A 24174-nucleotide genomic window follows, 5' to 3' on the forward strand; every position below is an offset into this window, starting at 1 on the left:
TCTCGGTGGTCCGCAATATTTGTATTCATTGGATTGGTTTTATTAGAGAAGACTATTCATTTGAATTGTTATTGTTTACTAGTGAGATACCTGACCACAATGTTTCGGTGTTGCTTATACCCAGATCTTCTGCAGATTCGATCTGAACTATTTTATCGCGCTGGTCGATGTAGGCTAAATCGATAATTTCATGTGAGATGGGTGTTTTGTTGTGTATTAACATGAACACCTTAACTTTGGGTTTTAATAGCGAAACACCATTCTGTTCAACGACTACCCCCAAACGACCACTCTTCAGGCTCACCAGTGCGCCAATGGGGTAAATGCCTACGGTTTTAACGAAGTTCCGGAAAACGGTTTCGTCGAAGTGTCCTTTCCACGAGGCCATTTCACGAATGGAGTGTGCTGGCCCCCAACCCTTTTTATAGGGGCGTTCAGAAGTCACGGCGTCATACACATCACACACTGCGCCCATTTTCGCAAACAGGCTGATCTGGTCGCCAGCAAGACCGTGTGGGTAGCCTGTGCCGTCGATTTTTTCGTGATGATGCAGGCATACGTCCAGCACATCGGCGCTGAAGCTTGCAGTTTTCACCAGAATATTCAGCCCTTCTTGGGGATGATCTTTCATGCGTTTGAATTCTTCTGAGGTCAGCTTCCCGGCCTTATCGAGGATGGTGCTTGAGATCATCATTTTGCCGACATCGTGCATGAGCCCTGCTATCCCGGCTTCCTTGACCTGGTCCGGGGCCATCTTTAACTGACGGGCCAGGGCGATCATTAGTATGCAAACGGCTACGGAATGCATATAGGTGTAGTCATCGGAAGTCTTTAGACGCGACAGGCTAAGCAATGCGTGCGGATGCCGGAGAATCGAATCGGTAATTTCGTCTACCAGTAGCGAGCTTTGTTTTGGACTGATTGCCCGGCCTAGACGCGCGTCATTGAACATCGCGATCACGGCTGCTTTGGCCCGTGCGCAAATTTTTATTGCCTCGGTCAATTCCTCGTCCAGACTGATGGGGCTTGGGCCAGCTGAAGAGTCGATGCCGACGGGAACAGCGTCTACTAACGAGTTGCCTCTGCTGAGATCGATCCATACTTCTTTGATGGTTAAAAGCTGTATCCGCACTATATCCTGCGAATCTTTGACTTCAAAACTACCTTTCCAAGAGGGATGATTAATCCACGCGCCACAAAATTGATGGATGTACATGCCTACATTAAGGTCAGCGGTCAAAATTTTCCTGAGCATGTAGTTCTCTCTACTGCAATGCGTCCCTGCATCGGAACTGACTGTGTCACGACGTCTGTATTGTTATAAATGCTTCGATCATGCAGTCCTAAATCAGCGAGAGTGGTCAGAAGTCTCAGGCGAATGATTTCATTGTGCCACTATCATTGCCAGTCGGAAAGCTTTATACGAACGTCAAAATCGTCGACGAATTCGTAAAAACCCTTCTCTTCTAGCCCTCTGCTTTGCGGCATCCCGATCTTAAACAACACTACCACCATATAAGCATTTGCAGGGGATAACGGGAGAAGTGAGAAAAATATTCGTTTTTGGTGTGCGACCTCTCATCCCTTTCAAGGAATTTTTTCTTGAAGTGGTGTTCAAATTGCAGCGCGGTTGATGCCTGATGTTGGTTTTGGCCGCTAAGCTGCTTAGTGATAAACAGGAGTACCAAAAATGTTTACCTCGTATCGATCGGTGATTTTCGCTACTGCGGTTGCCTTAATGGCCGGTTGCGCGTCGCCGAACCCGTATAGCAATCAGCCTCAAAACAGCGATTCGAGCGGCGTGAGCAACACTGCTAAATACGGAGGTTTGGGCGCGTTAGCGGGTGCCGTTGCTGGCGCCGCGCTGAATCACGGCAACCGTGGCAAAGGCGCTTTGATTGGCGCTGCCGTAGTAGGCGCCGGTGCAGCCGGTTACGGTTACTACGCGGATAAGCAAGAAGCTGCGTTGCGTAAGAGCATGGCCAATACCGGAGTCGAGGTGCAGCGGCAAGGTGATCAAATCAAGCTGATCATGCCGGGTAATATTACGTTCGCCACGGACTCTTCAGCCATTGCTGCAAGCTTCTATGCGCCGCTGAATAACCTGGCGGGCTCGTTAAAGCAGTACAACCAAAACATGATTGAGATTGTTGGCTTTACCGATAGCACCGGCAGCCGTCAGCACAATATGGACTTGTCATTGCAGCGCGCGCAGAGCGTCAGTACTTACTTGACGTCGCAAGGCATTGATCCTTCTCACTTGGCAGTAGGCGGTATGGGGCCGGATCAACCGATTGCCAGCAATGCTGACGTTAACGGTCGGGCGCAGAACCGCCGGGTTGAGGTCAATCTGAAGCCGATTCCTGGACAACAGTATCAGCAGTAGGGGTTAGACCTTATAGGACACGAATTGTTGGCGAAGGTCGCTCGAACTTTATCGCAGCTTTCGCCAACGCCTACACAGGTCGTGTTGCTGCTGAATCCTGCCGTTTATTTCCTCGCTGGGTATTCTCGATGCATCGCCTCCAGCAATAAGTCCTTCTCTTCCCACAGCTTATTAATCCACTGCTGGAACTCCTGGCGGTACTGGTCATCCTGGTCGTAATTTTTGCCGATGAACTGCGAGGGAATTTTGATTTCTTCAAAATGCGCCACAATGGCTTCGACGTTGCCGCTCAGAAGATCCCAATAGCCAGGTTGTCCGCCGGGGTAATGAATCGTTACGTTGACGATGGACTCCAACTGCTCACCCATTGCGTCTAGCACAAAGGCGATACCGCCCGCTTTGGGCTTTAGCAAGTAGCGAAACGGTGACTTCTGCTGCGCATGCTTACTCTCGTTAAAACGAGTGCCTTCGACGAAGTTGAAAATGCCCACCGGGTTATGGCGAAACTTGTCGCAAGTGCGGCGAGTGGTTTCCAGGTCTTTGCCTTTTTTCTCCGGATGCTTTGCCAAGTACGCCTTGGAGTAGCGCTTCATGAACGGGAAGCCCAGTGCCCACCACGCCAGGCCAATTACCGGTACCCAAATCAATTCCTGCTTGAGAAAAAACTTCAGCGGGCGGATGCGTCGGTTAAGCACATATTGCAACACCATGATGTCGACCCAGCTTTGGTGGTTGCTGGTGATCAAGTACGAATGCTGATAGTCCAGCCCTTCAAGTCCGCTCAGGTGCCAGCGCGTGTTACGCAGCAAGTTCATCCAAGCTTTGTTGTTGCTGATCCAGGCTTCGTGAATATGGCTCATCAGCCAGTTGGTGAAGCGCTGTGCAGCCGGTATGGGCAAGCATAGCTTTACGATGGCGACGATGAATAACGGCGTGCAGCAAACAATGGTGTTCAGTGCCAATAGCAGCGAGGCAATGATGCCGCGCAGTGGAGCGGGTAAAAAATACAGCATATGGGCCGAGGCCTCCGCGAAAAAATCGGATGCCGTCGGGTGGTCCGGCGGCACTGGTTAGTGGGTAATAGGAGCGTTAGGACAAGTAGGCTGCTTGAATCGCTGTGAGAGCGATGGTGTAGACGATGTCGTCAACTTGAGCGCCTCGCGGCAGATCATTCACTGGTTTGCGCAGCCCCTGCAACATCGGGCCGAGACTGACGCAATCGGCGCTACGTTGCACCGCTTTGTACGTGGTGTTGCCGGTATTGAGATCCGGGAACACGAACACGGTGGCACGACCCGCGACTGGGCTGTTCGGCGCCAATTGACGGGCTACATCTTCGTTGGCGGCAGCATCGTACTGCAACGGGCCATCGATTTGCAGGTCGCTTTGTGCCCGATGGGCCAACTGAGTCGCTTCACGGACTTTTTCAACTTCCTCGCCGCTGGCCGATTCACCACTGGAGTAGCTGATCATCGCGACCCTCGGCGCAATCCCGAATGCCACCGCTGAGTCGGCGCTTTGCAGGGCAATTTCAGCCAGCTCGGTAGCGCTCGGGTGCGGGTTCATGATGCAGTCGCCATAGACCAGCACTTGCTCTGGAAACAACATGAAAAATACTGAGGACACTAACGTGCAGCCCGGTGCAGTCTTAATCAATTGTAATGCCGGGCGGATGGTATTCGCCGTGGAGTGACTAACTCCGGAGACCAGCCCGTCAACTTCATCCAGCGCGAGCATCATGGTGCCGATCACCACGGTGTCTTCAAGCTGCTGTTCGGCCATTGGCGCATTCAGGTTTTTATGTTTGCGCAGCTCTACCATTGGCGCGATGTAGCGCTCGCGAATCAGGTCGGGGTCAAGAATTTCAAGCCCTGGCGGCAGCTCAATGCCCTGCGCCTGCGCCACGGCGTAGACTTCTTCAGGTTTGGCCAGCAACACGCAGCGGGCGATTCCGCGCGCCTGACAAATAGCTGCGGCTTGAATGGTCAGCGGTTCACTGCCTTCTGGCAACACGATGCGTTTGTTAGCGTTCTGAGCACGCTGGATCAGTTGATAGCGGAATACTGCTGGCGACAGTCGCATCTCCCGTGGTGTACCACATCGCTGATGGAGCCATGTCGCGTCCAGATGTTCGGCGACAAAATCAGTAATGATTTCGGCGCGTTCGCGGTCATCAATAGGGATTTCTTTATTCAGTTGATTCAACTGGTTTGCGGTGTCGTACGAGCCGGTGCTTACCGATAGAACGGGCAAACCTGCCTGAAGCGCACCACGGCATAGCTCCATTATCCTAGGGTCCGGCACGGTGCCGCTGGTTAGCAACAACCCCGCCAACGGCACGCCATTTATGGCCGCAAGGCTGACAGCGAGAATAATGTCATCGCGGTCGCCGGGGGTGACCACTAGCACTCCGGGTTTGAGCAACGCCACTGTGTTAAGCACGGTACGGGCACAAATGATGACTTTTGACATGCGCCGTTGTTCGTAGTCGCCTGCATTTAAAACCTGCGCGCCGAGCAGATCGGCAACGTCGCGGGTGCGTGGAGCGTTCAGATCGGCTTGAAAGGGTATGCAGCCCAACAAGCGGAACTCACCGCTGCGCAATAACGGCGAATGCTCTTTAAGTCGGGCGGCGAAGGCTTCCATGCTCTCGTCGGTGCGCACTTTGTTCAAAATGACGCCAAGGACTTTCGGGTCTTTAGGACCACCAAACAGCTGCGCCTGCAATTCGACCCGGTCAGAGAGTTCGGTCAACACCTCATTTTCTGGCGCCGAGACGAGGATTACATCGGCATCCAGGCTTTTCGCTAGATGCAAATTGACCCTCGCCGCATAGCTGGCATGGCGGGTAGGGACCATGCCTTCAACGATCAGCACGTCTTTGCCAACGGCGGCTTGTTGATACAAATTTATGATTTCTTCCAGTAACTCATCCAACTGACCATCGCCCAGCATGCGCTCGACGTGCGCCAATCCCAGCGGTTTTGGTGGCTTCAGACCATGTGTACGGGCAATAAGCTCGGAGGAGCGTTCAGGGCCCAAATCACCTGGATGGGGTTGAGCGATAGGCTTGAAGAATCCAACTTTAAGGCCCGCGCGTTCGAGGGTGCGCACTAGGCCAAGGCTGATGGACGTCAAGCCCACACCAAAGTCAGTGGGTGCGATAAAAAAAGTTTGCATGCGGACATCTCGATTGAGCAGTACAAGGGCTGTACTAAGCAGCCAGGCAAAAATATCGGTTTACGTCGTGTGCGTTCAGTGCGGCTTGCCGCGAGCTTAGATTCGCCGCGATTCAGTAGGGCGTAAGGTTATCGTTATCCGGGCCCTGCGCGCACCAGCCGCAGGTAAAGCTTTTACCTATTTGTTGTTGGCGCTTCAACGGATCAAGCACCCAGGCCCTTGATTGCCAGGGTGGTTGATGGCGTAGATGCTGGGTATGCCCACAAGAAAGGAGGGCTATCCAATGGCCATCAGCGTCTTGGCGAAAATCAATGAGTGTGCTGCTGTGCAATGGGCCGTCCGTCAGAGTTGCGTTCGCTTTCGGGCGAGCGCTTGGTTAAACTTGTGCGTTATTCAATTCTCAAGCAAAGGTCTCGCCCCATGCCGATCGCCGCGAACAAGGCCGTCTCCATCGACTATACCCTGACCAACGACGCTGGTGAGGTCATTGACAGTTCTGCTGGCGGCGCGCCGCTGGTCTACTTGCAGGGTGCAGGTAATATCATTCCAGGTTTGGAAAAAGCACTGGATGGCAAAAACGTCGGCGATGCACTCAAAGTGTCCATCGAACCTGAAGATGCTTACGGCGAGTACCAGGCTGAACTGGTCAGCACCTTGAGCCGCAGCATGTTCGAAGGCGTCGACGAACTTGAAGTGGGTATGCAATTTCACGCATCCGGCCCCGATGGCAGCATGCAGATTGTGACAGTTCGTGATCTGGACGGCGACGACGTTACTGTTGACGGCAACCATCCGTTGGCCGGTCAGCGTCTGAATTTCGACGTCAAAATCATTGAAATTCGCGATGCCAGTCAGGAAGAAGTTGCTCACGGTCACGTGCATGGTGAAGGCGGCCATCACCACTGATTTGTGCTGCTAAGCTCAGTTAGCCGGCTAGGCGCCCCGACAGGAAGCGTGAAAACGACAGGCTCGTTTTCACCGCCTGATGCGGGCGCCTTTTTCGTCCGCTAGTTATTTGGAGTTCGTCATGAGTGCTTTTCACGACACTAATTTAAAAGCTCTGGATGGCCAGGATCTGCCTCTCAAGCCTCTCAAGGGCAAAGTAGTGTTGGTGGTCAACGTTGCGTCGAAGTGTGGCTTGACCCCGCAATATGCCGCCCTTGAAAAACTCTATCAGGAGTATCAGGGTCAAGGCTTCAGCGTCCTTGGCCTACCCTGCAACCAGTTTGCGGGTCAGGAACCGGGCTCCGAAGAAGAGATTCAGACATTCTGTGACGTCAACTACAATGTCACCTTCCCTCTGGGCAGCAAGCTGGAAGTGAACGGCGATCACCGTCACTCGCTTTACCGTTTGCTGGCAGGCGAAGGCGCTGAATTTCCGGGTGACATTACTTGGAATTTCGAGAAATTTCTGGTGGGAAAGGACGGTCGTGTGCTCGCCCGGTTTTCTCCTCGCACACCGCCGGATGATCCCACGGTGATCCACGCCATCGAAAAAGCGTTGAAGTAATTTAACTGTTGTTTGCGCTGGGTCGTTGCGTTTTCGACCCGGCAGTTCGTTTCATCCCTCCCCAGTAAATTAGCTTTTACTCGCCTGACTTTTTATTTGAAATCACTCCCATCAATAGTGCTGGCGAGGTCTAGACGACCGGTCATATGCTCGGCGCCATGAATACATCCTTTCGACTCGACAAGCGTGATCTGATTCTCGCCAAAGGTGCTCACCTGATGACCCGGCGGGGCTATCACGGAACCGGCGTGCTAGATATTGTTCAGGCCGCGGGCATTCCCAAGGGCTCGTTTTATCACTACTTCGCCAGCAAAGAAGACTTCGCCGTGCAAGCGCTTGAGTACTTGTACGGGCCAAGGCTGCTGCGTTATGAAGCTGTTCTGAATGACCCTGCACAGAGCCCGCGTGAACGGATTCTGGGTTACTACCGGGATGTGATTGTGCATTTTTCCCGTCAGGAAAAGCCTGAACACCATTGTTTTATCGGCAGTCTCAGTTTCGAAATGGCGGGGGAATGTGTGCCAATTGCCAGCCAGGTCGAAAGCATCTTACAGCGCTCGGTAGCCATTCTTGCCCAGAGCCTGAAAGTCGCACGGGATGCCGGCGAGTTACCGGAAAACACTGACTGCGCGGCGCTTGCCGAATTTGTCGCCAACGCCTGGGAAGGTGCGTTGATGCGCATGAAAGTAAGAAACAGCGCTGCATCCCTGAGTATTTTTCTGGCTCAGCTTGAACGTCTTCTGACGCCAGACCATCTGCTGTTGATCGATTCCCGAGGAACCTTACATGCCAGTTAAAGCTTTGTTCAGACCCTTCAGCCTGGGCACCTTGCAGTTGCCGTCTCGGGTAGTTATGGCGCCGATGACCCGTTCGTTTTCACCGGGCGGGGTGCCAAATTCGAAGGTCATTGAGTATTACCGTAGGCGGGCTGCCGCGGGGGTGGGGTTGATCATCACCGAGGGGACTACGGTCAATCACAAGGCTTCTAACGGTTACCCGAATGTTCCCCAGTTTTTTGGTGACGCGCCGTTGGCAGGCTGGAAAAAAGTCGTTGATGCCGTGCATGCTGAAGGCGGAAAAATAGTGCCCCAGTTATGGCACGTAGGGGCTGTGCGTCACCTTGGGACTGAGCCTGACGGTGATGTACCGGCTTACGGCCCGATGGAAAAACTCAAAGACGATAAAGTCTTGGTTCGCGGTATGTCCAAGCAGGATATTCAGGAGGTAATTGGAGCATTCGCTCAGGCTGCCCGGGACGCGAAAACCATCGGTATGGATGGCGTTGAAATTCACGGCGCCCACGGTTACATCGTTGATCAGTTTTTTTGGGAAGGCACCAACCAACGCACCGATGAATATGGAGGCGACTTGGCGGGCCGGTCGCGGTTTGCTATTGAGTTGATCGAGGCAGTGAGAGCTGCGGTCGGTCCTGACTTCCCGATCATCTTCCGATTCTCGCAATGGAAGCAGCAGGATTACGCCGCCCGTCTGGTTCTGACGCCGGAAGCATTGGGCGAATTTCTCAAGCCGTTGTCTGCCGCAGGCGTGGATATTTTCCATTGCTCGACACGTCGCTTCTGGGAGCCGGAGTTCGATGGTTCAGACCTCAATCTTGCAGGCTGGACGCGCAAGCTCACCGGTAAGCCAACCATCACCGTAGGCAGCGTCGGTCTGGATGGCGAGTTTTTGCAGTTCATGGTCAAGACCGACAAGGTCGCGCAACCGGCCAGCCTGGATAACTTGCTGAAACGCCTGAACGACGATGAGTTCGATCTAGTAGCCGTCGGCCGCGCTTTACTGGTCGACCCGGACTGGGCACAGAAAGTACGTGAAGGCCGTGAGCAAGACATCCTAGCGTTTAGCCGGGAAGCGTTAACCACGTTGGTCTGACCAAATATCTATTGATAACAAACTTGTTGGCCAGGCGTGAGGGTTGATGGACACAACGCCGATGGCCTTGCCAACAAGTTAATTTCAGCGAATGGAACTACTACACCTGAATCTGCCCCATCGGAACCGCCTTGCCCTGTTCAGACGTGCTGCGCAGTTGCTGTTCAAACGCGTCGATAATCGCTTCCCAGCCCTGATGGATGGCGTGTTTACGAGCATTCAGACGGACGCTACGCAGGGTTTCGCTGTCTTTTAGTACCCAGCGTGCCGCGTCAATAAAGCCTTGCTCGTCCCCCGGCATCGCCAGCGCGCCATTATGGCCGTGAAGAATGTGCTGCGCGGCGGCGGCCTCGTCATACGCAATCACGCCCAATCCTGAAGCCAATGCCTCTAGCACGACATTACCGAACGTTTCAGTCAAACTCGGGAACACAAACAAATCGGCTGACGCATAGTGCGCCGCCAGCATTTCACCGCGCTGTGTGCCGCAAAAAATAGCGTCTGGCATTTGTTGTTCCAGCACCGCGCGTTTCGGGCCGTCACCGACCACTACCATCTTCAATCGCAGCTTCGGATAGGTCGCTTGCAAGGCATCAAAGCTGGTTTTCAACAGGCCCAGGTTTTTCTCCGGCGCGAGCCTACCGACATGTAATACGGCAATATCGTCGACGCGCAATCCCCAACTTTGTCTTAGCTCCATGCAGCGCTTTGCCGGATGGAACAACTGGCTGTCAACGCCTCGAGACAACAACTCAATACGCTCGAAACCCCGTCGCCCCAATTCCAGTTTTTGACTGGCACTTGGCACAACCGTCATCTGTGAGCGGTTATGAAACCAGCGCAGATAATGCGTAAGCAGCCGCGAGAAAACGCCGAGACCATAATCGACGGTGTACTGCTGGAAATTGGTGTGGAAGCCACTTATGACCGTTATCCCCAAACGCCGCGCTGCACGCAATGCCGATAACCCTAGCGGTCCCTCGGTGGCGATATAGAGGACATCGGGTCGTTGCCGGGTCCAGCGTCGTAGCAGTTTGTGCATCGACGATTGCCCCCATTGCAAACCTGGGTACCCAGGGATAGGCCATCCCCGGCATAACAACAGATTTGCATCCGCAGTTTGGCTTTGGTCGTCCACTTGGCGCGGCCGGACCAGTTCAACGCGATGGCCGCGTAGACGCAAGCCGTCACACAGCCGGCCAAGCGTATTGGCCACACCATTGATTTCAGGTGGGAAGGTTTCAGTGATCAGGGTGACATGCAATTGTGGATTCATGCCGTTAGTGTCGACGGGTGTCATGTCGCTGACGTGGCGGTTGGGTGATGGATTTGTGACGGTAATGCTGGTGGTGTATTTAGTTGAAGAATAGTGCGGTTGGTTAGCTAGGCGATATTTCAAACACTACATATGTAGGGGGGGGTCGTTACTACTGTAGGTAGGATGTTTCTTACTTTTAAAGTTCTGGTTTTGTAAGGCGATTCCGTAAATATTAGTTAAGTTAAACAACCGGTTGACTGGGGTTTTTCTACAGGTAACGTATGCGCTGTCTTCAGTAGGTTCGCTCAATTTTCTTGAGTTTATATGAAGGCTCCTCCGAATATGCAGCAGCAACCTTCAGGACTGCTGTTGTCTGAAATAACATAATAAGGAATTGTAATGTCTAGTAAATTTTTGCCTTTCAAAAAATGCTGCGCGATGTTGAGTATAACCTCTGCTTTGGTTTTAATTTCGCAGGCGTCAATGGCCGGGTCGTACCATTCGACGGTAGGGCTTCCGACGATTCATTCAAAGGGTTACGTGTATCAAACGCATGTGCCTGTTGCAAGTATTGCCCCGTCCGGTTCGCAGATCTCTACGGTGAGCTGGTCATGGAGTTATGTCGGTTTTCCACGTGGGCTTGTGGTTCAACTATGCCAAGGACCGTAAACAGATGTCACGATGTATCGCGTCAACGGTCAGGCTCGACAAGTATGTTTGCTGGGAATAATCAATCGCAACCATTCTTTTTTAGAACGGTTGTAAACGGTAGGAATAGTTCGCCCGTTCCGGTTGGTGCCCAGGGGGGGGCGGTAACGGTAAAATGGTGATCTAATCGTGTTGCCGTCTTGGGAAGGATCCCGAGACGGCATTGGGTTACAAGTCTGCCATTCGTTTGAACTCATTCGGTAATGCGTCGTAGTAGGCGAATACCTTTTTTAAGACTTCTATAGCCGGTGTATTTTTCGCTATTTCAGACCTGTAGAGCTCTGCGAGTCCGGGCTGCTTGTTCTGACGAACTTGTTCATAATAGGTTTGCATTTTTTTCGTATAGACTTCACCCGTCGCGCTAAGTCTTATAATTGGCTCGTCGGAAACGTCTATTAAAGGCCCGTCAAGCGAGTCGCATCCATAAAGTTGCGCCCACATTCCCGCCCGTTCCGAATCGTTATTCGCATCGCTCATTATCCAATCGCGAACTTCAGTAGCCCTTGCGCTTCGTACATAAGGTATTTCAGCCATTTTGTTCGTGGCGTTACTTAGTGTTTCGGCAAACGATATAGAGCGCTGTGAGTTTTCAGCTTTTTTATCGGCTGATGGCCGAAGCATTTCATTGCTGATTATCAGGGTGGTTGAATTCGTTACATTTGACATGGCCATATCCCTCCTTTGCGTTGGCCATACGAATAAAGCAATGTAAATGCCAACTCCTAATATGGAAATGTCACAAAATATGGAGAGTAATGTTTGCGGGGGATAAGAGTGGTTGCTTGATGTTTAAGACTACCGACATACAAGGCAAAAGTTCGTGGTTTGGCAGGAGCGGCAACCACTTGCCGTGCTTCGATAAATGAGGCCTCGATTTATTAGGCCTAAAACGCCGCCGCGATTACCTGACAAGTAATTGAGCGAATGCAGGCTGTGGGGAAGGCTGTGGCAGAAAGTTGTTCAGCGGGTTTATTCCTGACGACCCAGGAGGTTTCATGCTCAGAAGATGGTGATCCGGTAAGGGATCACCAAGCAGGTATCATTAACCCAAGGTACGAACCAGGTTAGAAATGATTTCGCTCAAGGCACTAGCGTCTGGCCCCTCCATTCGGTGCTCGTCGGCGAAGGAGTATGCAACAGAAAACAGACCTGCATTGACGAACGAATAAGCAGGTTCTTCTTTGTCTAGAATGCACTGCACAGCTGCATTAGTAATGGAAGTCGAGCTGATGACCAAACGTTCAGTCAGGTTGTTCACGCCGTTGATAAAGACTTCATCGGGGTTGAGGCCCGACAGCGCATCGCTCAGAAGCGGGCGCACGGTGTTTGCAATGTTGTTCCAGCCTTCTTGATGACCGGCTGCAGGGTTAATTGTCTTGCTCATACTGATCTTCCTTAATCTAGCGTCCATGCTAGGTGAGCATCATGCTCATCTCAGTGTTGTGAATGGACTTGTTTGTGGAGAGGCCATTAGAGCGGAACACGCCGGTTGCGAGCGCATATATAAATATCGTGTTCAGTTTTTTCGGCCAATTGCCTGTTTTTCCACCGCCAGGTGCCCACTTTCACGTACCCAAAATAACGTAGCCCCAGCCACTGCCGCTGGCATCATCAGCACATTCACGACCGGAATCAGCAGCGCCAGATAAACGATTCCGCCAAAACCCATACTCTGCCAACGCTTCTGCCGCAGCCAGACGAGCATTTCGTTCCAGCCGAGTTTGTGGTTATCCGCCGGATAGTCGATGTACTGAATCGCCATCATCCACACGCCAAAAAGCAGCCACAACGGGGCGGCGATGACGTTGACCACGGGGATGAAAGAGAGGATCAGCAACCCAATGGCGCGGGGCAGAAAATAGCCCAATTTGCGCATTTCACGGCTGAAGGTGCGTGGCACCATGGCGATCAATTCGCCCCAGCTAAAGGTCGGGAAGTCGTCGCTCCCCTTTAGGACCACTTCCACCTTCTCGGCCAGAAAACCATTAAAGGGCGCGGCAATCACGTTCGCAATCAGGGTGAAGGTGAAGAACACCATTAATATCACCAGAATGACAAACAATGGCCAGATGATGTAGTTCAGAAAGCTCAACCACGTGGGCAGTTCTGGCATGAAGGTGTCGACCCACATACCGAACTGATGCATGGCGAGGTAGATCAGTCCGCCGAACAACAGCAGATTGATGGTCAATGGCAGCAGGACAAACAGACGCAAACTTGGGCTGAGGACCAATTTCAGGCCTTCGTGCAGGTATTGCGGGCCAGATAGAGCAGGGGCAGGCATGGCAGCGTCCGATTAGTGGAGTCGGGCAGACCTTACCGGCTTTGGTGGGCGAGCGGAAGTCGTGACATTCGCAGTAACGATCACGGCAATGTAAAGTCGCTGGTTAGCCACAGATACAGCTATGTCGACATAGATGTGATCTATGAGGTGGATTGTGAAACCATATTTCCTTAATCTTCGCCTACTCGATAGTCTTCTCGATAATTAATCGACTTGGCAGTATTTGGCAGCGGCCTGGCCGCAGCCTCCGATTTCAGGACCGCCGTGTTTATAGCCTTCCCCAAGTGCTTGCGCGGTCCTTTTTATTCCAGCCGGTACGCCGGCGATCCGACCACTCGTCATATCGGCCGGTCAATAGGAGCGTGTCATGTCTGAAGTACGTCATTCGCGGGTAATTATCCTAGGCTCCGGCCCTGCCGGTTACAGCGCTGCGGTTTACGCCGCCCGTGCCAACCTCAAGCCGTTGCTGATCACCGGTATGCAAGCAGGTGGTCAATTGACCACCACCACTGAAGTCGATAACTGGCCTGGTGATCCCCATGGCCTGACCGGCCCGGTATTGATGGAACGGATGAAAGAACACGCTGAGCGCTTCGAGACCGAAGTGGTGTTCGACCATATCAATGCGGTGGATTTGGCCGGCAAGCCATTTAGCCTCAAGGGCGACAACGCGACTTACACCTGCGACGCGCTGATTATCGCGACCGGCGCCAGCGCGCGTTATCTGGGCTTACCGTCGGAAGAAGCGTTCATGGGCAAGGGCGTTTCTGCCTGCGCGACCTGCGATGGTTTCTTCTATCGCAACCGTGAGGTGGCAGTGATCGGTGGCGGTAACACGGCCGTTGAAGAAGCGCTGTACTTGGCCAACATCGCTAGCAAAGTAACGCTGGTGCATCGCCGCGAAACCTTCCGCGCCGAAAAAATTCTGATCGACAAGCTGTTTGTGCGTGTTGCCGAAGGCAAGATCGTGCTCAAGCTCAATTCGACACTGGAAGAAGTCCTTGGCGACAAGATGGGCGTGACCGGTGCTGCGTTGCGTAACAACGACGGTACCCGTGATGAGCTGAAAGTGGACGGCGTATTTATCGCCATCGGTCACACGCCCAATACCTCGTTGTTCGAAGGTCAACTGACGTTGAAAGACGGGTACATGGTGGTTCAAGGTGGGCGTGAAGGTAATGCCACCGCGACCAACATCGATGGTGTGTTTGCTGCGGGTGACGTGGCCGACCACGTTTATCGTCAGGCTATTACCTCTGCCGGTGCAGGTTGCATGGCGGCATTAGACGTCGAGCGTTACCTTGACGGCCTGAAGAACGCTGCGTTCTAAACGAACTGGTGCGCAAAAAAAACCGGCCCGGGCCGGTTTTTTTATGCCTGTCAGCACGTCACTCTTTGCGCTTCAACGGTTTGCCTTCAAAGGTCACTCCCGCCAGTCCGTTAGCGATCATGGATCGAATGTTAGCGTGGTCGCTGCCCTCTGGCGTGGCCTGTACCGAGCGGTAGTGTTCGCCGAACGCAAGCAACGTTTCTTCATCGCTTAATCCTTCAAGCAGTGCGAACCCCAAGAGCTTGCACGACCCTTCGTTCTGTCCGGCGACATTTTCGACGTTGCCGTTGGTGAAGGCTTGCGGTTGATAGGCATAATCTTTAGCGATGAACGCCAAGGTGTCGGCGAAGAGGTGTTGGCCGCTGCGTAGGTGGGCACGCAGGGTGTTCAAATCAGTCATGCTTTTGGTCCTTGGCAAATGCAGTGTTCTGTTCGGCGCTGGCTTCTTGCTGGAATTTGCTTTTCCACTCGCCGTACGGCATGCCGTAAACCACCTCACGGGCTTCGTCGAGGCTGACGCCTATGTGTTTTTCATCGGCAGCGGCTTTGTACCATTTGGACAGGCAGTTGCGACAGAAGCCGGAAAGATTCATCAAGTCGATATTCTGGACGTCCTTACGACTGTCTAGGTGCGCGACCAGTCGGCGAAAGGAAGCGGCTTCAAGTTCAAGGCGTTCTTGGTCAGTCATGATGAGCTCTGGCAGGCAATTGAATGGTTCGGATGATAACGGGCAAAACACCGTCACAGTTTTTGAGCGGTAGATCTAGCGCTGCCCAGCCAAGGTAATCGACACCGATTCGGCGAAACGCAGCGCGTGTGGTTTGTCGACTTCGACTTCGGCGTACAGCACGGCCTGATGGCTCATGACCAAATCAAGGACTTCCTGGGTCAGTCGTTCAAGCAGCGCGAAGCGATTACCTTCCACGTGCTGAATAATGGCTTTAGTAATGGTGCGGTAATTCAGTGCGTGATCGATGTCATTGTCACGCACCGCATCTTGGGCTGCGTACAGGATGGTCAGGTTGATCAACACATCCTGCTTATTGAGGATTTCATCTTCATTGATGCCAATAAATGTGCGTAAACCCAAGTCTTTGACCCGAATTCGAGCAGTGCCTGGTTCAAGTCTTGGCATGCTTACCTGCTCCGTCCGATCAACTGTAAAAATTCCTGCCGGGTTGTGCTCGATTCACGAAATGCACCGAGCATCACCGAGGTCATCATGGTCGAGTTCTGTTTCTCGACGCCGCGCATCATCATGCACATGTGGTGCGCCTCAATGACCACGGCCACACCAGCGGCGTTGGTCACTTCGTTAATCGTGTCGGCGATCTGGCGGGTGAGATTTTCCTGGATCTGCAGGCGTCGGGCGAACATGTCTACAATCCGTGCGATCTTCGACAGACCCAATACTTTTCCGGTGGGGATGTAAGCGACGTGGGCCTTGCCGATAAACGGCAGCAAATGATGCTCGCACAGCGAGTACAGCTCGATATCTTTGACGATCACCATTTCATCGTTGTCAGAGGCGAACAGTGCGCCATTGACGATCTCCTCGATGCTCTGTGTGTAGCCTCGACATAAATACTGCATCGCTTTAGCAGCGCGTTTTGGTGTGTCCACCAAGCCCTCGCGATCGGGGTCTTCGCCCAGACCAACAAGGAGTTCACGGTAATTCTGTGGCAGGGACAAGGTCATCAAGGATCCTCACGGGGCGGCTTACTTAAGGTGCCTACCGCCGTTTACAGTCAAAGTTGTGCCGGTAACGTAAGGGTTGTCCAGCAAATAGCGCAGGCTCTGATAGATCACTTCGGCTCCGGGCTCTATGCCCATGGCGGATTTAGTCAGGGTGCAGGCACGGTACGCTGCGTCGTCGTCAGGTTGAAACATCAACAGCGCTGGCGCAATGCTGTTGACTTTGATTCGGGGGGCGAACTTGGCCGCGAATGATAGCGTCAAACTCTCAAGCCCAGCCTTGCTGGCGCAGTACGCAATATGTTTGCTGCTGCCCTTGCGAGTGACGTCGTCGCTAATGTGGACAATGTCGGCTATGGGTGAGCGATGCAACAGGTGAGCGCAGTGAAGATTAATCAAATAAGGCGCCAACATGTGAACGCCAAACATTTGAGTAAATACTGCCGCTTCCTTCCCTGGCGTTTCGACTTGCCACTGTGAGGCATTATGGATAATTGCCCGCAAGCTGTCGGTGTGAGAAGCGAGTTCCTCGATAAAGGTCAGGATGCTTGCTTCGGAGCAAAAGTCGCTATGAATAGCTACTGCCCCCAAATCACGCAACTGCTGAACGCCAGGGCGTTCGCTGCGGTAGCTGAAAATGACGGGCTTCCCCTCCGCCAGCAAACGTTTTGCGCAATGCAGACCAACTCGCTGGCTGGCGCCAGTGATCAAGACAGGTGGAGTGGCGAAAACCATGGGCAACTCGCGTATCAGTAAAGGTCGAGCCGGGCGCCAAAATAGCGGCCGCGAGATCAAACCAACGAAGCCATCAACTGACTATTATCTGCAGCAAAGTTATACCAATGGCCATAACCGAACAACCCGCAAGGCAAGGCGCAAGACATTTCCTTGTGTCGCACCTAGTGGCGCGGGGCCGTTTCAGACGTGCGGATGGGCACGCAAAGTGCGCTATGCAACCCGCACGTGGGCAAGCGAGCTGACAGCGCAATAAACAGGAACCGCGAGGGGCTGAGTGGCAACATGCAGGCCCGAGCCGGAAACAGAAGAGTTAATTCACGCAGCAATGAGCCAAGTACACAGTTGAACACCACACGAACCGGAAAATTGCCCGCTATATCACCCTTGCCTATTTCCGCGGTGGCAGCGGGACAGTTTGTGGGCGGCGGTGTTGTGAGTACAATGCTCCACTGTATTCAATCGATGCCTGCCATGACTGATTCTGTTAACGGCCCCGCTATAGATGGTGGCCTGCAGCTAGACGACCTGAAACAAGAAGAATTATTTCCTATCCGCGAAGTGTCACGCATGACCGGAATCAATCCGGTCACGTTGCGTGCATGGGAACGGCGGTATGGACTTATTCAGCCAACCCGCACCGACAGCGGGCATCGTCTGTATTCTCAAGCCGATATTGAAGAAGTTCGCAGCATTCTTGGCTGGATTGAGCGCGGTGTATCGGTCAGTAAAGTCGGTAAGATTCTCGCCAGAGCCAGCGTCGTTAGAGGTGCGCCCGGTGCTGGCCGGGAAGACGGGTCGCTAAAGGAATGGAGTGAATGGCAAGCCCAAGTGCGCCGTGCGACCCGTGCTTTTGATGAGCGAAGTCTTGAGCTGTTATACGGTCAAATATTTTCGACATACCCGATGATCGTGGTGTTCCAAGATATTTTCATGCCCCTGTGGCAAGAGTTCTTGTTGCATCAGGATCAGTTTGGTCAAGCCAGTGAATGGCTGTTCCTCGATAGTTTTCTGCGGGGACGAACCCTGCAACGTTTGCAGATGTCCCGCAGTACTGGAGAAACTGCCGTATTGGTAGCTGCCCTACCCGGAGAATGCCGTGAGCTGGAGTTGTGGGTGGCAGGTCTGATGTTAGGAACCACCGATACCTCGGTTAGCGTATTGGCCTTGGGTCAACCGCTGGAGGAGTTGAGCCTTGTGTGCGGAAAAGCTCAGCCGCAGGTGTTAGTGCTGTATTCCAATCGCCCCCCGACTGCCGATCTGCCTCGGCGTTTGCAGCGCCTTGCGTTGATGCTCGACTGCCCGGTTTTGTTGGCAGGCGAAGCTTCTGATCTGGCGCAGGATACCCTTGCGGGTTCGCCCATTGCATGTCTTGGAAGTGATGGGCGTGTGATGCAACGACGGTTGCAGCAGTTTCTGAAGGGGCATCTGGATTCGTAGCCGGTCGGCTGGGCTACCCGCTCTAAGCAAAAGCTGTAGCTACTCAAATGGAGCAGGATGAGCCAATTGATGCTGTTGCAGAATGTACTGGCGCAGCAATTCGGTGGCTTGCTTGTTTCGCTGGCTCAAGCGGTAAGCGGCCAAGCCCTGCGCAGTGAGTCGTTCGAATGTGCCCCGCAGGGCGATACGGGCATGCCCAGCTGGAGTAAACCACAGCGAAAAATACTTTGGGGGTTTGGTCGCTTTGCGATTTTCCACCAAGACACCTTTGAAAGATATCTCGTGAACCCACATTGCAGAAAGCGAACCTTTATCGGTTTTCAGCGGCAACGGTTCGTCCAAGCTCAAGCGCCAAGGGCGGGTCATGGAGCCGTTTTCTTCATAAATGCTAGGTGCGCCCAACTGCAGATGCATGGCGTGAAATTCATCTTCCACCAAATGCAGCGGGAATGTCATTTGCTGGTTGTCGAACTGCGCTTGGAGTGTCACTTGCTCGTGAGCGGCCAGCCGCGTCAGCAATTCTTGAATCTGCGCACCGCCGTTGACCAGCAGGCTGCGCGACTGATCGCGCTCGTTAAGTTTTTGGCTGTGCTGCATGTTTTGAATGAAGTCCAACTCGTCCTGGGTCAGCAAGGTATCGCGCTGCATGGTAAAGCTCGGATTTGCGATTAATGGACTAAAGACCGTTAGTTTCGGCGTTAGTTAGGACCGCTTGTCGTTTTTTAGCGACATGATTTCTGCTCGTGCTGACGCCAGATCGGCTTCTAACTCGACAACCCTTTGTTGTGCCTCGACCTGCTTAGTCACGTCTTTCTGGATACCTATGAAGTAGGTCAGTTGATCGGCAGCATTAAATACGGGCGTAATCGATAACTCGTTCCAAAAATAGCTGCCGTCTTTGCGGTAATTACGCAGCACTGTTCGGCAGGGCGAGCCCTCGACGATGGCCTTTCGAATCAATTCCAGGCCAGGCTGATCTCTGTCGCCGGCCTGCAAAAAACGGCAGTCGCGATACAGAATGTCTTCTCCCTGATAACCGGTCAGGTCTTCAAAGGCTTTATTGACATAAATAAGAATATTGTCATCGCCTTCTTGCTCTGCGACCACGATTCCGTCGTTCGACGCATTGATTACCAGTTGCAGCAGCTTTGCATTAATCATTGAAAACTTCCGACATGGTTGCTAGGTCCGCATTCTAAAACATCGTGCCTGATTGAGGCATAATGCCGTCCTTTTTACTGTGCTACAGGGTCAGTTTATGAAAGTCGTTATCCTTTCTGGGTCGGTCTATGGCTCAGCTGAAGAGGTTGCTCGGCATGCGCAGAGCATCCTTCGCGATGCCGGTCACCAAGTCTGGCACAACCCTCGCGCTACGTTTGCCGAATTGCAAGCTTATGCGCCTGAAAGCTTTTTGGTGGTGACCTCGACCACCGGCCTTGGCGAGTTACCGGACAACTTTCTTGCACTGTATTCGCACATTCGCGACGTTTTGCCCGCGGCTTGGCGCGGATTGCCAGGCGGCGTGATTGCCTTGGGCGACGCCAGCTATGGCGATACGTTCTGCGGCGGCGGCGAGCAGGTACGCGAGCTATTTGCCGAGCTGGGGATTCGAGAAATACAACCCATGCTGCGCCTCGACGCGAGTGAAACAGTGAACCCTGAAGCGGATGCTGAGCCATGGCTGGCGACTTTCATTGTTCAGCTCGGCGCTTGATTGGGTTGTTCACGCAACAAGGACAACCAGGTGCGCGCGGCTTTTGATTTGTGCGCGCCCTGGCTGGTTTCCTCAACGTGTTCGCTGCTCGGTTATTGTCCGCTTTGCTTTAAGATGACTCGCTCGGCCAGTAAGCTGGCTGCGAATGCAACTACGGGGATCCTTGGCTCTGAACTAGACTGTTCGGCACACCATCCATAACGCCAACATAATAAAAGTGCCGAGGTGAACGCCGTGAATGTCGCTCAAGTTTTGCCCGCCCGAAATGTTCAGGATCAAGTCAGCGCCACTGAGTGGCAAGCCAGGGTTGATCTGGCCGCGTGCTATCGCCTGGTTGCGATGCACGGTTGGGATGATCTTATCTTCACCCACATTTCCGCCAAGGTTCCGGGCACCGAAGACTTCCTGATCAACCCTTACGGTCTGATGTTTCACGAGATCACGGCATCGAGTCTGGTCAAAGTCGATCAGGCCGGTAACAAGTTGATGGACAGTCCTTACGAGATCAACCCTGCCGGTTACACCATCCACAGTGCTATCCACGAGGTCCGGCACGACGTGGCGTGTGTGATTCATACGCACACCGCGTCCGGGGTTGCGGTGTCTGCGCAGAAGCAGGGAATTCTGCCTATCAGCCAGCAATCAATCTTCATCCTCTCCAGCTTGGCTTATCACCCTTACGAAGGTGTTGCACTCAATCACGAGGAAAAAACACGCTTGCAAGCTGACCTTGGTGAGAACAACTTCTTGATGCTCAATAACCACGGGTTATTGACCTGTGCCGGTAGCATCGCTGACGCCTTCTTGATGATGTTTACGTTCCAGCGTGCCTGTGACATTCAGGTGTTGGCGCAGAACGGCGGTGCCGAGCTGATTCCCATTCATGGACAGATTCTGGCCGGTGCAAGAGCGATGATGGCTGGAGTCACTAAAAGCGCACAAGGCATGGGTGGTGTATTGGCGTGGCCAGCGCTGCTACGCAAGGTCGACAAGCTTGACCCGAGTTACAAGGAATAGCGTTGAACAGAGCTTAAATCCTACCGTGCGGGGTTATTTGTCTGGCAATAAACGCTTTAGGGCAGATAGACGCGCGCACATCTGCTGGCCTTATTAGTCACTATTCAGCACGAACCGTGTTGATTGTGACTCGGCGTCGGGTGATTGACACTGATGCCATTGCCTACCTTCCGCTGGAGTTGTTCATGAGTGAGCCTGTGCGTTTTGAAGATAAAGTTGTCATCGTCACGGGCGCGGGCGGCGGTTTAGGGCGTGCCCATGCCCTGCTATTTGCTAAACATGGCGCTCGCGTAGTGGTCAACGACCTTGGCGGCTCGGCGCATGGCGAAGGCGCGAATGCCTCGGCGGCGGACCGGGTGGTAGCTGAGATTCGCGAAGCGGGCGGCACGGCCATCGCCAACCACGATTCCGTGACTGACGGCGACAAAATCGTCCAGAACGCCCTGGACGCGTTCGGCCGTATCGATGTAGTCGTCAATAACGCAGGCATCCTGCGCGACAAAACCTTTGCGAAGATGGACGACGCTGATTGGGACTTGGTGTATCGCGTCCACGTTGAGGGCGCCTATAAAGTAACCCACGCTGCCTGGCCGCACATGCGCGAGCAAAACTATGGGCGTGTAATCTTTACCGCCTCAACCTCCGGCATCTACGGTAACTTCGGCCAGTCCAACTACGGCATGGCCAAACTGGGCCTGTATGGCTTGACCCGAACCTTGGCGTTAGAAGGGCGCAAGAATAACATTCTGGTTAACGCCATCGCTCCAACGGGCGGTACTCGCATGACCGAAGGGCTTATCCCGGCCGCCGTATTCGACATGCTCAAGCCTGAGCTGATCAGCCCATTAGTTGTATTCCTCGGCAGCGAACAGTGTGTAGAAACCTCCGGCCTGTTTGAAGTCGGTGGCGGCTGGATCGGCAAAACCCGCTGGGAGCGCAGCGTAGGTGCTGGATTTGACCCGCGCGCGGGTTTCAGCCCGGAAGACGTCGCGGCCATCTGGGAAAAAATCGGCGACTTCGATGGCGCATCACATCCCAAAGACACGACCGACGCATTAAAAGAGATGATGGCGAACTTGCAGAAATATTCTGTTTGACGTGTTAGTGCGCGTTTTATGACTAGCTAAGCCGATCATTTGATCGGCTTAGCTGTTTTTGTAGGAAAGTTATTTGCAAGCGTGTAGGGCTGTTCTGAATCTGTTGTGTAGAGGTGGTTTTCGTTAAAGTTTATCCAAAGGACCTCCGATAAGACGGGAACAATGACGTCGAGTGTGGAGGTTTTTTATGATGGATAATTATGATGTTGTAAAATTACGGTTGGAAAGCTATACAGCGTCTCCCGATAGAGCTTTCAGGGTTGAAACAGATTATCCCGTCGCAGAAAAAGATATTCAGCAGAAAGTCGGACAGTATTGGGCGGATAAATCCATTTCTAATGAGGAAAGGTTGGCCGGCTTTGAGTATGACTTGTCCAATTTTGATCCGGAAAATACCAGTAATGTTGAAATGCGTGCTATTGCGTGGGAACTTTGTGACCTTGGGGTAATTGATACAGCTACCGCTAGCTGGCTGGGGGGGCTTGATGTTGAGTTTAATAGTCAGGGTAATGAAATAAATAAAGGCAAGAAAAAAAACGTATTCACGTCTTTTAATAGTAGCTTGGAATATTACAAAACGGAAATATCTGCTGGGAACACGAGTCTGAAAAATGTGCAGAGAAGCCTTAGCGCTGCTCTTCTAGTTGTACTTGCGGTACAAGAGCGCGCGCAGATGACTAAGAATAAAGCGCTGATCGATACGCATGCTTAACATCAAAATAGACGTTTTCTGAACCAGTAACTTTGGAAATGCATCTGACTTCACCTACATTGATCGGTAGGCCTCCCAAAGCGGTTAACTTGGGCCGCTGCATAACGGTAGCGGCCCAAGTATTATGTTCTCAGTTGTGGGTAAAAGAGGAACGGAGAATGTGCCGCCTTTATAGGGGGCAGATGTTTGTTTACCTTGGTTGTTTAGCACAATTCTAAACGTTCCGGAACCATACTGTTTCGCGGGATTAAATGCACCGCTCTCGACATTCGTCCAAACACCTCCAATCAGCTTTTGCACATCCACAAATGTCAGCCCAAGCCGAAATTTGTGATAAGTCGTGGCGCATTTCGCGGTATACGGCCCGTAAACAACCTTGAGTTCCCCCGGCGCCGCAACCCCTGGATAAACCGTTCCGTTGTTGATGAAACACATTTTGTTCAGCGGCGTTAGCCAGCTTTGCATTGGCGCAGCCACCACCTGACCACTCATTTGCACCAATCCAAACGCCAGCACCCATGCACCTAGTTTCTTATTCATGATGTAGCTCCTGTTATGTATTAAATTGTCAAGTCATACGCTTTGTCCCATTTGGGCTCAACGCTTGTAGAACACCGACTTGACACTAACAGTTTAAGCACACTTGTTTGTAGTCCTGCTCCCGAGAATAACGTAAGAAAATTCCGAGTATGGCCGTTCGGAAAGTTATCTGTAGGAGTCCTCTTGTAGTGTTGAGAGAGAGATTTTTTTAATTCAAGTGAGTAATCAAGATCGTGTTGGCGAGCGGATGATAAATTGCAGGTAAAAAAAAGCCGCTGTATTAACAGCGGCAAATAAGACGCAGATCCAGGAGCTCTAAAATCAACGTCGGTCAACCAGGGGTGCAACTAGCGCGTAGGCGATCGATCATCGATAGTCTGCGCGATGCAATATTCATTTGGAAAGTTAAGGCATAATTGCGGTATTCAATAATGCTGATCAGTCCTTGTGAAAGCCCAGCAAGAATAAGGAAAAAACGTCCGATTAAACAGAGCGGTTTGCGACAATGACTATTGCACCACAGGCAACAACCGCCATTTTTTCAGGATTGCGCTCTTGCGATTCCAGTCTCGCCTCTACGATGCACATTAGTTCAATCCATCCCCGTCATCATCGATCATCCACCGCGTCGATGATGCTTCGCGAAGCCGGGCCAGATGGGGGATTCACTCTTTCGA

The 24174-nt window shown here is 52.7% G+C and carries 26 protein-coding genes and 1 pseudogene; 11 read left to right on the forward strand and 16 right to left on the reverse strand.

Annotated features, from left to right (window positions below):
• Positions 1-52 precede the first annotated feature (52 nt).
• Positions 53-1255 carry an HD-GYP domain-containing protein gene (locus tag RGW60_RS00580; protein ID WP_322201170.1) on the reverse strand — a complete coding sequence of 401 codons (1203 nt, stop codon included), beginning with the start codon at positions 1253-1255 and terminating at the stop codon, positions 53-55.
• A gap of 435 nt (positions 1256-1690) precedes the next feature.
• Between RGW60_RS00580 and RGW60_RS00585 the strand changes: the two genes are divergently transcribed.
• Positions 1691-2386, forward strand: a complete 696-nt coding sequence (locus RGW60_RS00585; protein WP_322201172.1) for an OmpA family protein — start codon at positions 1691-1693, stop codon at positions 2384-2386.
• 104 nt (positions 2387-2490) lie between these two features.
• Here RGW60_RS00585 and RGW60_RS00590 read toward each other — a convergent pair whose 3' ends face one another.
• The 3 genes and pseudogenes from RGW60_RS00590 to RGW60_RS00600 all read right to left on the reverse strand — a co-directional run bounded on the left by RGW60_RS00590 (position 2491) and on the right by RGW60_RS00600 (position 5988).
• The gene (locus RGW60_RS00590) at positions 2491-3399 is read right to left on the reverse strand and encodes an acyltransferase (protein WP_322201174.1); all 909 of its coding nucleotides are present in this window, start codon (positions 3397-3399) and stop codon (positions 2491-2493) included.
• 76 nt (positions 3400-3475) lie between these two features.
• The gene (pta, locus tag RGW60_RS00595; protein ID WP_322201176.1) at positions 3476-5566 is read right to left on the reverse strand and encodes a phosphate acetyltransferase; all 2091 of its coding nucleotides are present in this window, start codon (positions 5564-5566) and stop codon (positions 3476-3478) included.
• Between the two features lie 112 nt (positions 5567-5678).
• Positions 5679-5988: pseudogene (locus tag RGW60_RS00600) on the reverse strand (DUF3565 domain-containing protein).
• Here RGW60_RS00600 and RGW60_RS00605 point away from each other — a divergent pair.
• The 4 genes from RGW60_RS00605 to RGW60_RS00620 all read left to right on the forward strand — a co-directional run bounded on the left by RGW60_RS00605 (position 5987) and on the right by RGW60_RS00620 (position 8966).
• Complete coding sequence (locus RGW60_RS00605; protein ID WP_322201178.1) at positions 5987-6472, forward strand: peptidylprolyl isomerase; 486 nt, start codon at positions 5987-5989, stop codon at positions 6470-6472. The pseudogene RGW60_RS00600 and the gene RGW60_RS00605 overlap by 2 nt on opposite strands.
• A gap of 121 nt (positions 6473-6593) precedes the next feature.
• A complete protein-coding gene (locus RGW60_RS00610; protein WP_322201180.1) occupies positions 6594-7076 on the forward strand; it encodes a glutathione peroxidase in 483 nt (160 codons plus the stop codon).
• Between the two features lie 158 nt (positions 7077-7234).
• Complete coding sequence (locus RGW60_RS00615; RefSeq protein ID WP_407074080.1) at positions 7235-7873, forward strand: TetR/AcrR family transcriptional regulator; 639 nt, start codon at positions 7235-7237, stop codon at positions 7871-7873.
• Entirely contained in the window at positions 7863-8966 is a 1104-nt protein-coding gene (locus tag RGW60_RS00620) for an NADH:flavin oxidoreductase (RefSeq protein ID WP_322201184.1), read from the forward strand. The genes RGW60_RS00615 and RGW60_RS00620 overlap by 11 nt, the downstream gene beginning before the upstream one ends.
• 100 nt (positions 8967-9066) lie before the next feature.
• On the opposite strand, the gene RGW60_RS00625 is transcribed toward RGW60_RS00620, so the two are convergent.
• The 4 genes from RGW60_RS00625 to cysZ all read right to left on the reverse strand — a co-directional run bounded on the left by RGW60_RS00625 (position 9067) and on the right by cysZ (position 13216).
• Entirely contained in the window at positions 9067-10242 is a 1176-nt protein-coding gene (locus RGW60_RS00625; protein ID WP_322206815.1) for a glycosyltransferase family 1 protein, read from the reverse strand.
• An 858-nt stretch (positions 10243-11100) separates the two neighbouring features.
• On the reverse strand, positions 11101-11604 hold the full coding sequence (locus RGW60_RS00630; RefSeq protein WP_322201186.1) for a hypothetical protein: 504 nt from the start codon (positions 11602-11604) through the stop codon (positions 11101-11103).
• A 370-nt stretch (positions 11605-11974) separates the two neighbouring features.
• Positions 11975-12316: a hypothetical protein gene (locus tag RGW60_RS00635; protein WP_322201188.1), complete on the reverse strand. Its 342-nt coding sequence runs from the start codon at positions 12314-12316 to the stop codon at positions 11975-11977.
• A gap of 132 nt (positions 12317-12448) precedes the next feature.
• On the reverse strand, positions 12449-13216 hold the full coding sequence (gene cysZ, locus RGW60_RS00640; protein WP_322201190.1) for a sulfate transporter CysZ: 768 nt from the start codon (positions 13214-13216) through the stop codon (positions 12449-12451).
• A 367-nt stretch (positions 13217-13583) separates the two neighbouring features.
• Here cysZ and trxB point away from each other — a divergent pair, with 367 nt between their 5' ends.
• Positions 13584-14546: a thioredoxin-disulfide reductase gene (gene trxB, locus RGW60_RS00645; protein WP_322201192.1), complete on the forward strand. Its 963-nt coding sequence runs from the start codon at positions 13584-13586 to the stop codon at positions 14544-14546.
• Between the two features lie 58 nt (positions 14547-14604).
• Here the strand turns inward: trxB and RGW60_RS00650 are convergent, their stop codons facing one another.
• The 5 genes from RGW60_RS00650 to folM all read right to left on the reverse strand — a co-directional run bounded on the left by RGW60_RS00650 (position 14605) and on the right by folM (position 16977).
• Positions 14605-14946: a HopJ type III effector protein gene (locus RGW60_RS00650; RefSeq protein ID WP_322201194.1), complete on the reverse strand. Its 342-nt coding sequence runs from the start codon at positions 14944-14946 to the stop codon at positions 14605-14607.
• Entirely contained in the window at positions 14939-15235 is a 297-nt protein-coding gene (locus RGW60_RS00655; protein WP_322201196.1) for a DUF1244 domain-containing protein, read from the reverse strand. Before RGW60_RS00655 ends, RGW60_RS00650 begins: the two co-directional genes overlap by 8 nt.
• A 75-nt stretch (positions 15236-15310) precedes the next feature.
• A complete protein-coding gene (gene folX, locus RGW60_RS00660) occupies positions 15311-15682 on the reverse strand; it encodes a dihydroneopterin triphosphate 2'-epimerase (RefSeq protein ID WP_322201198.1) in 372 nt (123 codons plus the stop codon).
• A gap of 2 nt (positions 15683-15684) precedes the next feature.
• Positions 15685-16245, reverse strand: coding sequence for a GTP cyclohydrolase I FolE (gene folE, locus RGW60_RS00665; RefSeq protein ID WP_322201199.1), 561 nt, complete (start codon positions 16243-16245; stop codon positions 15685-15687).
• A gap of 21 nt (positions 16246-16266) precedes the next feature.
• The gene (gene folM / locus RGW60_RS00670; RefSeq protein ID WP_322201201.1) at positions 16267-16977 is read right to left on the reverse strand and encodes a dihydromonapterin reductase; all 711 of its coding nucleotides are present in this window, start codon (positions 16975-16977) and stop codon (positions 16267-16269) included.
• Between the two features lie 474 nt (positions 16978-17451).
• On the opposite strand from folM, the gene RGW60_RS00675 reads away from it, so the two are divergent.
• Positions 17452-18417: a MerR family transcriptional regulator gene (locus tag RGW60_RS00675; RefSeq protein WP_322201203.1), complete on the forward strand. Its 966-nt coding sequence runs from the start codon at positions 17452-17454 to the stop codon at positions 18415-18417.
• Between the two features lie 39 nt (positions 18418-18456).
• Here the strand turns inward: RGW60_RS00675 and RGW60_RS00680 are convergent, their stop codons facing one another.
• Both RGW60_RS00680 and RGW60_RS00685 read right to left on the reverse strand, forming a co-directional pair.
• Positions 18457-19065 (reverse strand): hypothetical protein, encoded by a 609-nt coding sequence (locus tag RGW60_RS00680; protein WP_322201205.1) that lies wholly within the window; start codon positions 19063-19065, stop codon positions 18457-18459.
• A gap of 54 nt (positions 19066-19119) precedes the next feature.
• Positions 19120-19578 carry a PAS domain S-box protein gene (locus tag RGW60_RS00685; protein ID WP_322201207.1) on the reverse strand — a complete coding sequence of 153 codons (459 nt, stop codon included), beginning with the start codon at positions 19576-19578 and terminating at the stop codon, positions 19120-19122.
• A 97-nt stretch (positions 19579-19675) separates the two neighbouring features.
• Here RGW60_RS00685 and RGW60_RS00690 point away from each other — a divergent pair, with 97 nt between their 5' ends.
• The 4 genes from RGW60_RS00690 (at position 19676) to RGW60_RS00705 (ending at position 22957) form a co-directional block, all read left to right on the forward strand.
• A complete protein-coding gene (locus tag RGW60_RS00690) occupies positions 19676-20131 on the forward strand; it encodes a flavodoxin (protein WP_322201209.1) in 456 nt (151 codons plus the stop codon).
• A 234-nt stretch (positions 20132-20365) separates the two neighbouring features.
• Positions 20366-21148 (forward strand): class II aldolase/adducin family protein, encoded by a 783-nt coding sequence (locus RGW60_RS00695; RefSeq protein WP_322201211.1) that lies wholly within the window; start codon positions 20366-20368, stop codon positions 21146-21148.
• Positions 21149-21333: 185 nt separating this feature from the next.
• Positions 21334-22245: an SDR family oxidoreductase gene (locus RGW60_RS00700; RefSeq protein WP_322201213.1), complete on the forward strand. Its 912-nt coding sequence runs from the start codon at positions 21334-21336 to the stop codon at positions 22243-22245.
• 187 nt (positions 22246-22432) lie between these two features.
• Positions 22433-22957 carry a hypothetical protein gene (locus RGW60_RS00705; protein WP_322201215.1) on the forward strand — a complete coding sequence of 175 codons (525 nt, stop codon included), beginning with the start codon at positions 22433-22435 and terminating at the stop codon, positions 22955-22957.
• An 84-nt stretch (positions 22958-23041) separates the two neighbouring features.
• On the opposite strand, the gene RGW60_RS00710 is transcribed toward RGW60_RS00705, so the two are convergent.
• Positions 23042-23497 carry a hypothetical protein gene (locus RGW60_RS00710; RefSeq protein ID WP_322201216.1) on the reverse strand — a complete coding sequence of 152 codons (456 nt, stop codon included), beginning with the start codon at positions 23495-23497 and terminating at the stop codon, positions 23042-23044.
• Positions 23498-24174 lie beyond the last annotated feature (677 nt).

The organism is Pseudomonas sp. AB6, assembly GCF_034314105.1.
Taxonomy (GTDB): Bacteria; Pseudomonadota; Gammaproteobacteria; order Pseudomonadales; family Pseudomonadaceae; genus Aquipseudomonas.

Excerpts from the sequence above, each read along its gene's own strand:
- folX (WP_322201198.1), bottom strand. The coding sequence starts at position 15,682 with ATGCCAAGACTTGAACCAGGCACTGCTCGAATTCGGGTCAAAGACTTG.
- RGW60_RS00675 (WP_322201203.1), top strand. The coding sequence starts at position 17,452 with ATGACTGATTCTGTTAACGGCCCCGCTATAGATGGTGGCCTGCAGCTA.
- RGW60_RS00635 (WP_322201188.1), bottom strand. The coding sequence starts at position 12,316 with ATGAGCAAGACAATTAACCCTGCAGCCGGTCATCAAGAAGGCTGGAAC.
- RGW60_RS00580 (WP_322201170.1), bottom strand. The coding sequence starts at position 1,255 with ATGCTCAGGAAAATTTTGACCGCTGACCTTAATGTAGGCATGTACATC.
- RGW60_RS00610 (WP_322201180.1), top strand. The coding sequence starts at position 6,594 with ATGAGTGCTTTTCACGACACTAATTTAAAAGCTCTGGATGGCCAGGAT.
- RGW60_RS00605 (WP_322201178.1), top strand. The coding sequence starts at position 5,987 with ATGCCGATCGCCGCGAACAAGGCCGTCTCCATCGACTATACCCTGACC.
- RGW60_RS00590 (WP_322201174.1), bottom strand. The coding sequence starts at position 3,399 with ATGCTGTATTTTTTACCCGCTCCACTGCGCGGCATCATTGCCTCGCTG.
- trxB (WP_322201192.1), top strand. The coding sequence starts at position 13,584 with ATGTCTGAAGTACGTCATTCGCGGGTAATTATCCTAGGCTCCGGCCCT.
- RGW60_RS00705 (WP_322201215.1), top strand. The coding sequence starts at position 22,433 with ATGATGGATAATTATGATGTTGTAAAATTACGGTTGGAAAGCTATACA.
- RGW60_RS00690 (WP_322201209.1), top strand. The coding sequence starts at position 19,676 with ATGAAAGTCGTTATCCTTTCTGGGTCGGTCTATGGCTCAGCTGAAGAG.
- RGW60_RS00685 (WP_322201207.1), bottom strand. The coding sequence starts at position 19,578 with ATGATTAATGCAAAGCTGCTGCAACTGGTAATCAATGCGTCGAACGAC.
- RGW60_RS00710 (WP_322201216.1), bottom strand. The coding sequence starts at position 23,497 with ATGAATAAGAAACTAGGTGCATGGGTGCTGGCGTTTGGATTGGTGCAA.
- RGW60_RS00700 (WP_322201213.1), top strand. The coding sequence starts at position 21,334 with ATGAGTGAGCCTGTGCGTTTTGAAGATAAAGTTGTCATCGTCACGGGC.
- RGW60_RS00620 (WP_322201184.1), top strand. The coding sequence starts at position 7,863 with ATGCCAGTTAAAGCTTTGTTCAGACCCTTCAGCCTGGGCACCTTGCAG.
- folM (WP_322201201.1), bottom strand. The coding sequence starts at position 16,977 with ATGGTTTTCGCCACTCCACCTGTCTTGATCACTGGCGCCAGCCAGCGA.
- RGW60_RS00680 (WP_322201205.1), bottom strand. The coding sequence starts at position 19,065 with ATGCAGCGCGATACCTTGCTGACCCAGGACGAGTTGGACTTCATTCAA.
- RGW60_RS00630 (WP_322201186.1), bottom strand. The coding sequence starts at position 11,604 with ATGGCCATGTCAAATGTAACGAATTCAACCACCCTGATAATCAGCAAT.
- RGW60_RS00650 (WP_322201194.1), bottom strand. The coding sequence starts at position 14,946 with ATGACTGATTTGAACACCCTGCGTGCCCACCTACGCAGCGGCCAACAC.
- RGW60_RS00585 (WP_322201172.1), top strand. The coding sequence starts at position 1,691 with ATGTTTACCTCGTATCGATCGGTGATTTTCGCTACTGCGGTTGCCTTA.
- RGW60_RS00615 (WP_407074080.1), top strand. The coding sequence starts at position 7,235 with ATGAATACATCCTTTCGACTCGACAAGCGTGATCTGATTCTCGCCAAA.
- RGW60_RS00625 (WP_322206815.1), bottom strand. The coding sequence starts at position 10,242 with ATGAATCCACAATTGCATGTCACCCTGATCACTGAAACCTTCCCACCT.
- pta (WP_322201176.1), bottom strand. The coding sequence starts at position 5,566 with ATGCAAACTTTTTTTATCGCACCCACTGACTTTGGTGTGGGCTTGACG.
- RGW60_RS00655 (WP_322201196.1), bottom strand. The coding sequence starts at position 15,235 with ATGACTGACCAAGAACGCCTTGAACTTGAAGCCGCTTCCTTTCGCCGA.
- cysZ (WP_322201190.1), bottom strand. The coding sequence starts at position 13,216 with ATGCCTGCCCCTGCTCTATCTGGCCCGCAATACCTGCACGAAGGCCTG.
- folE (WP_322201199.1), bottom strand. The coding sequence starts at position 16,245 with ATGACCTTGTCCCTGCCACAGAATTACCGTGAACTCCTTGTTGGTCTG.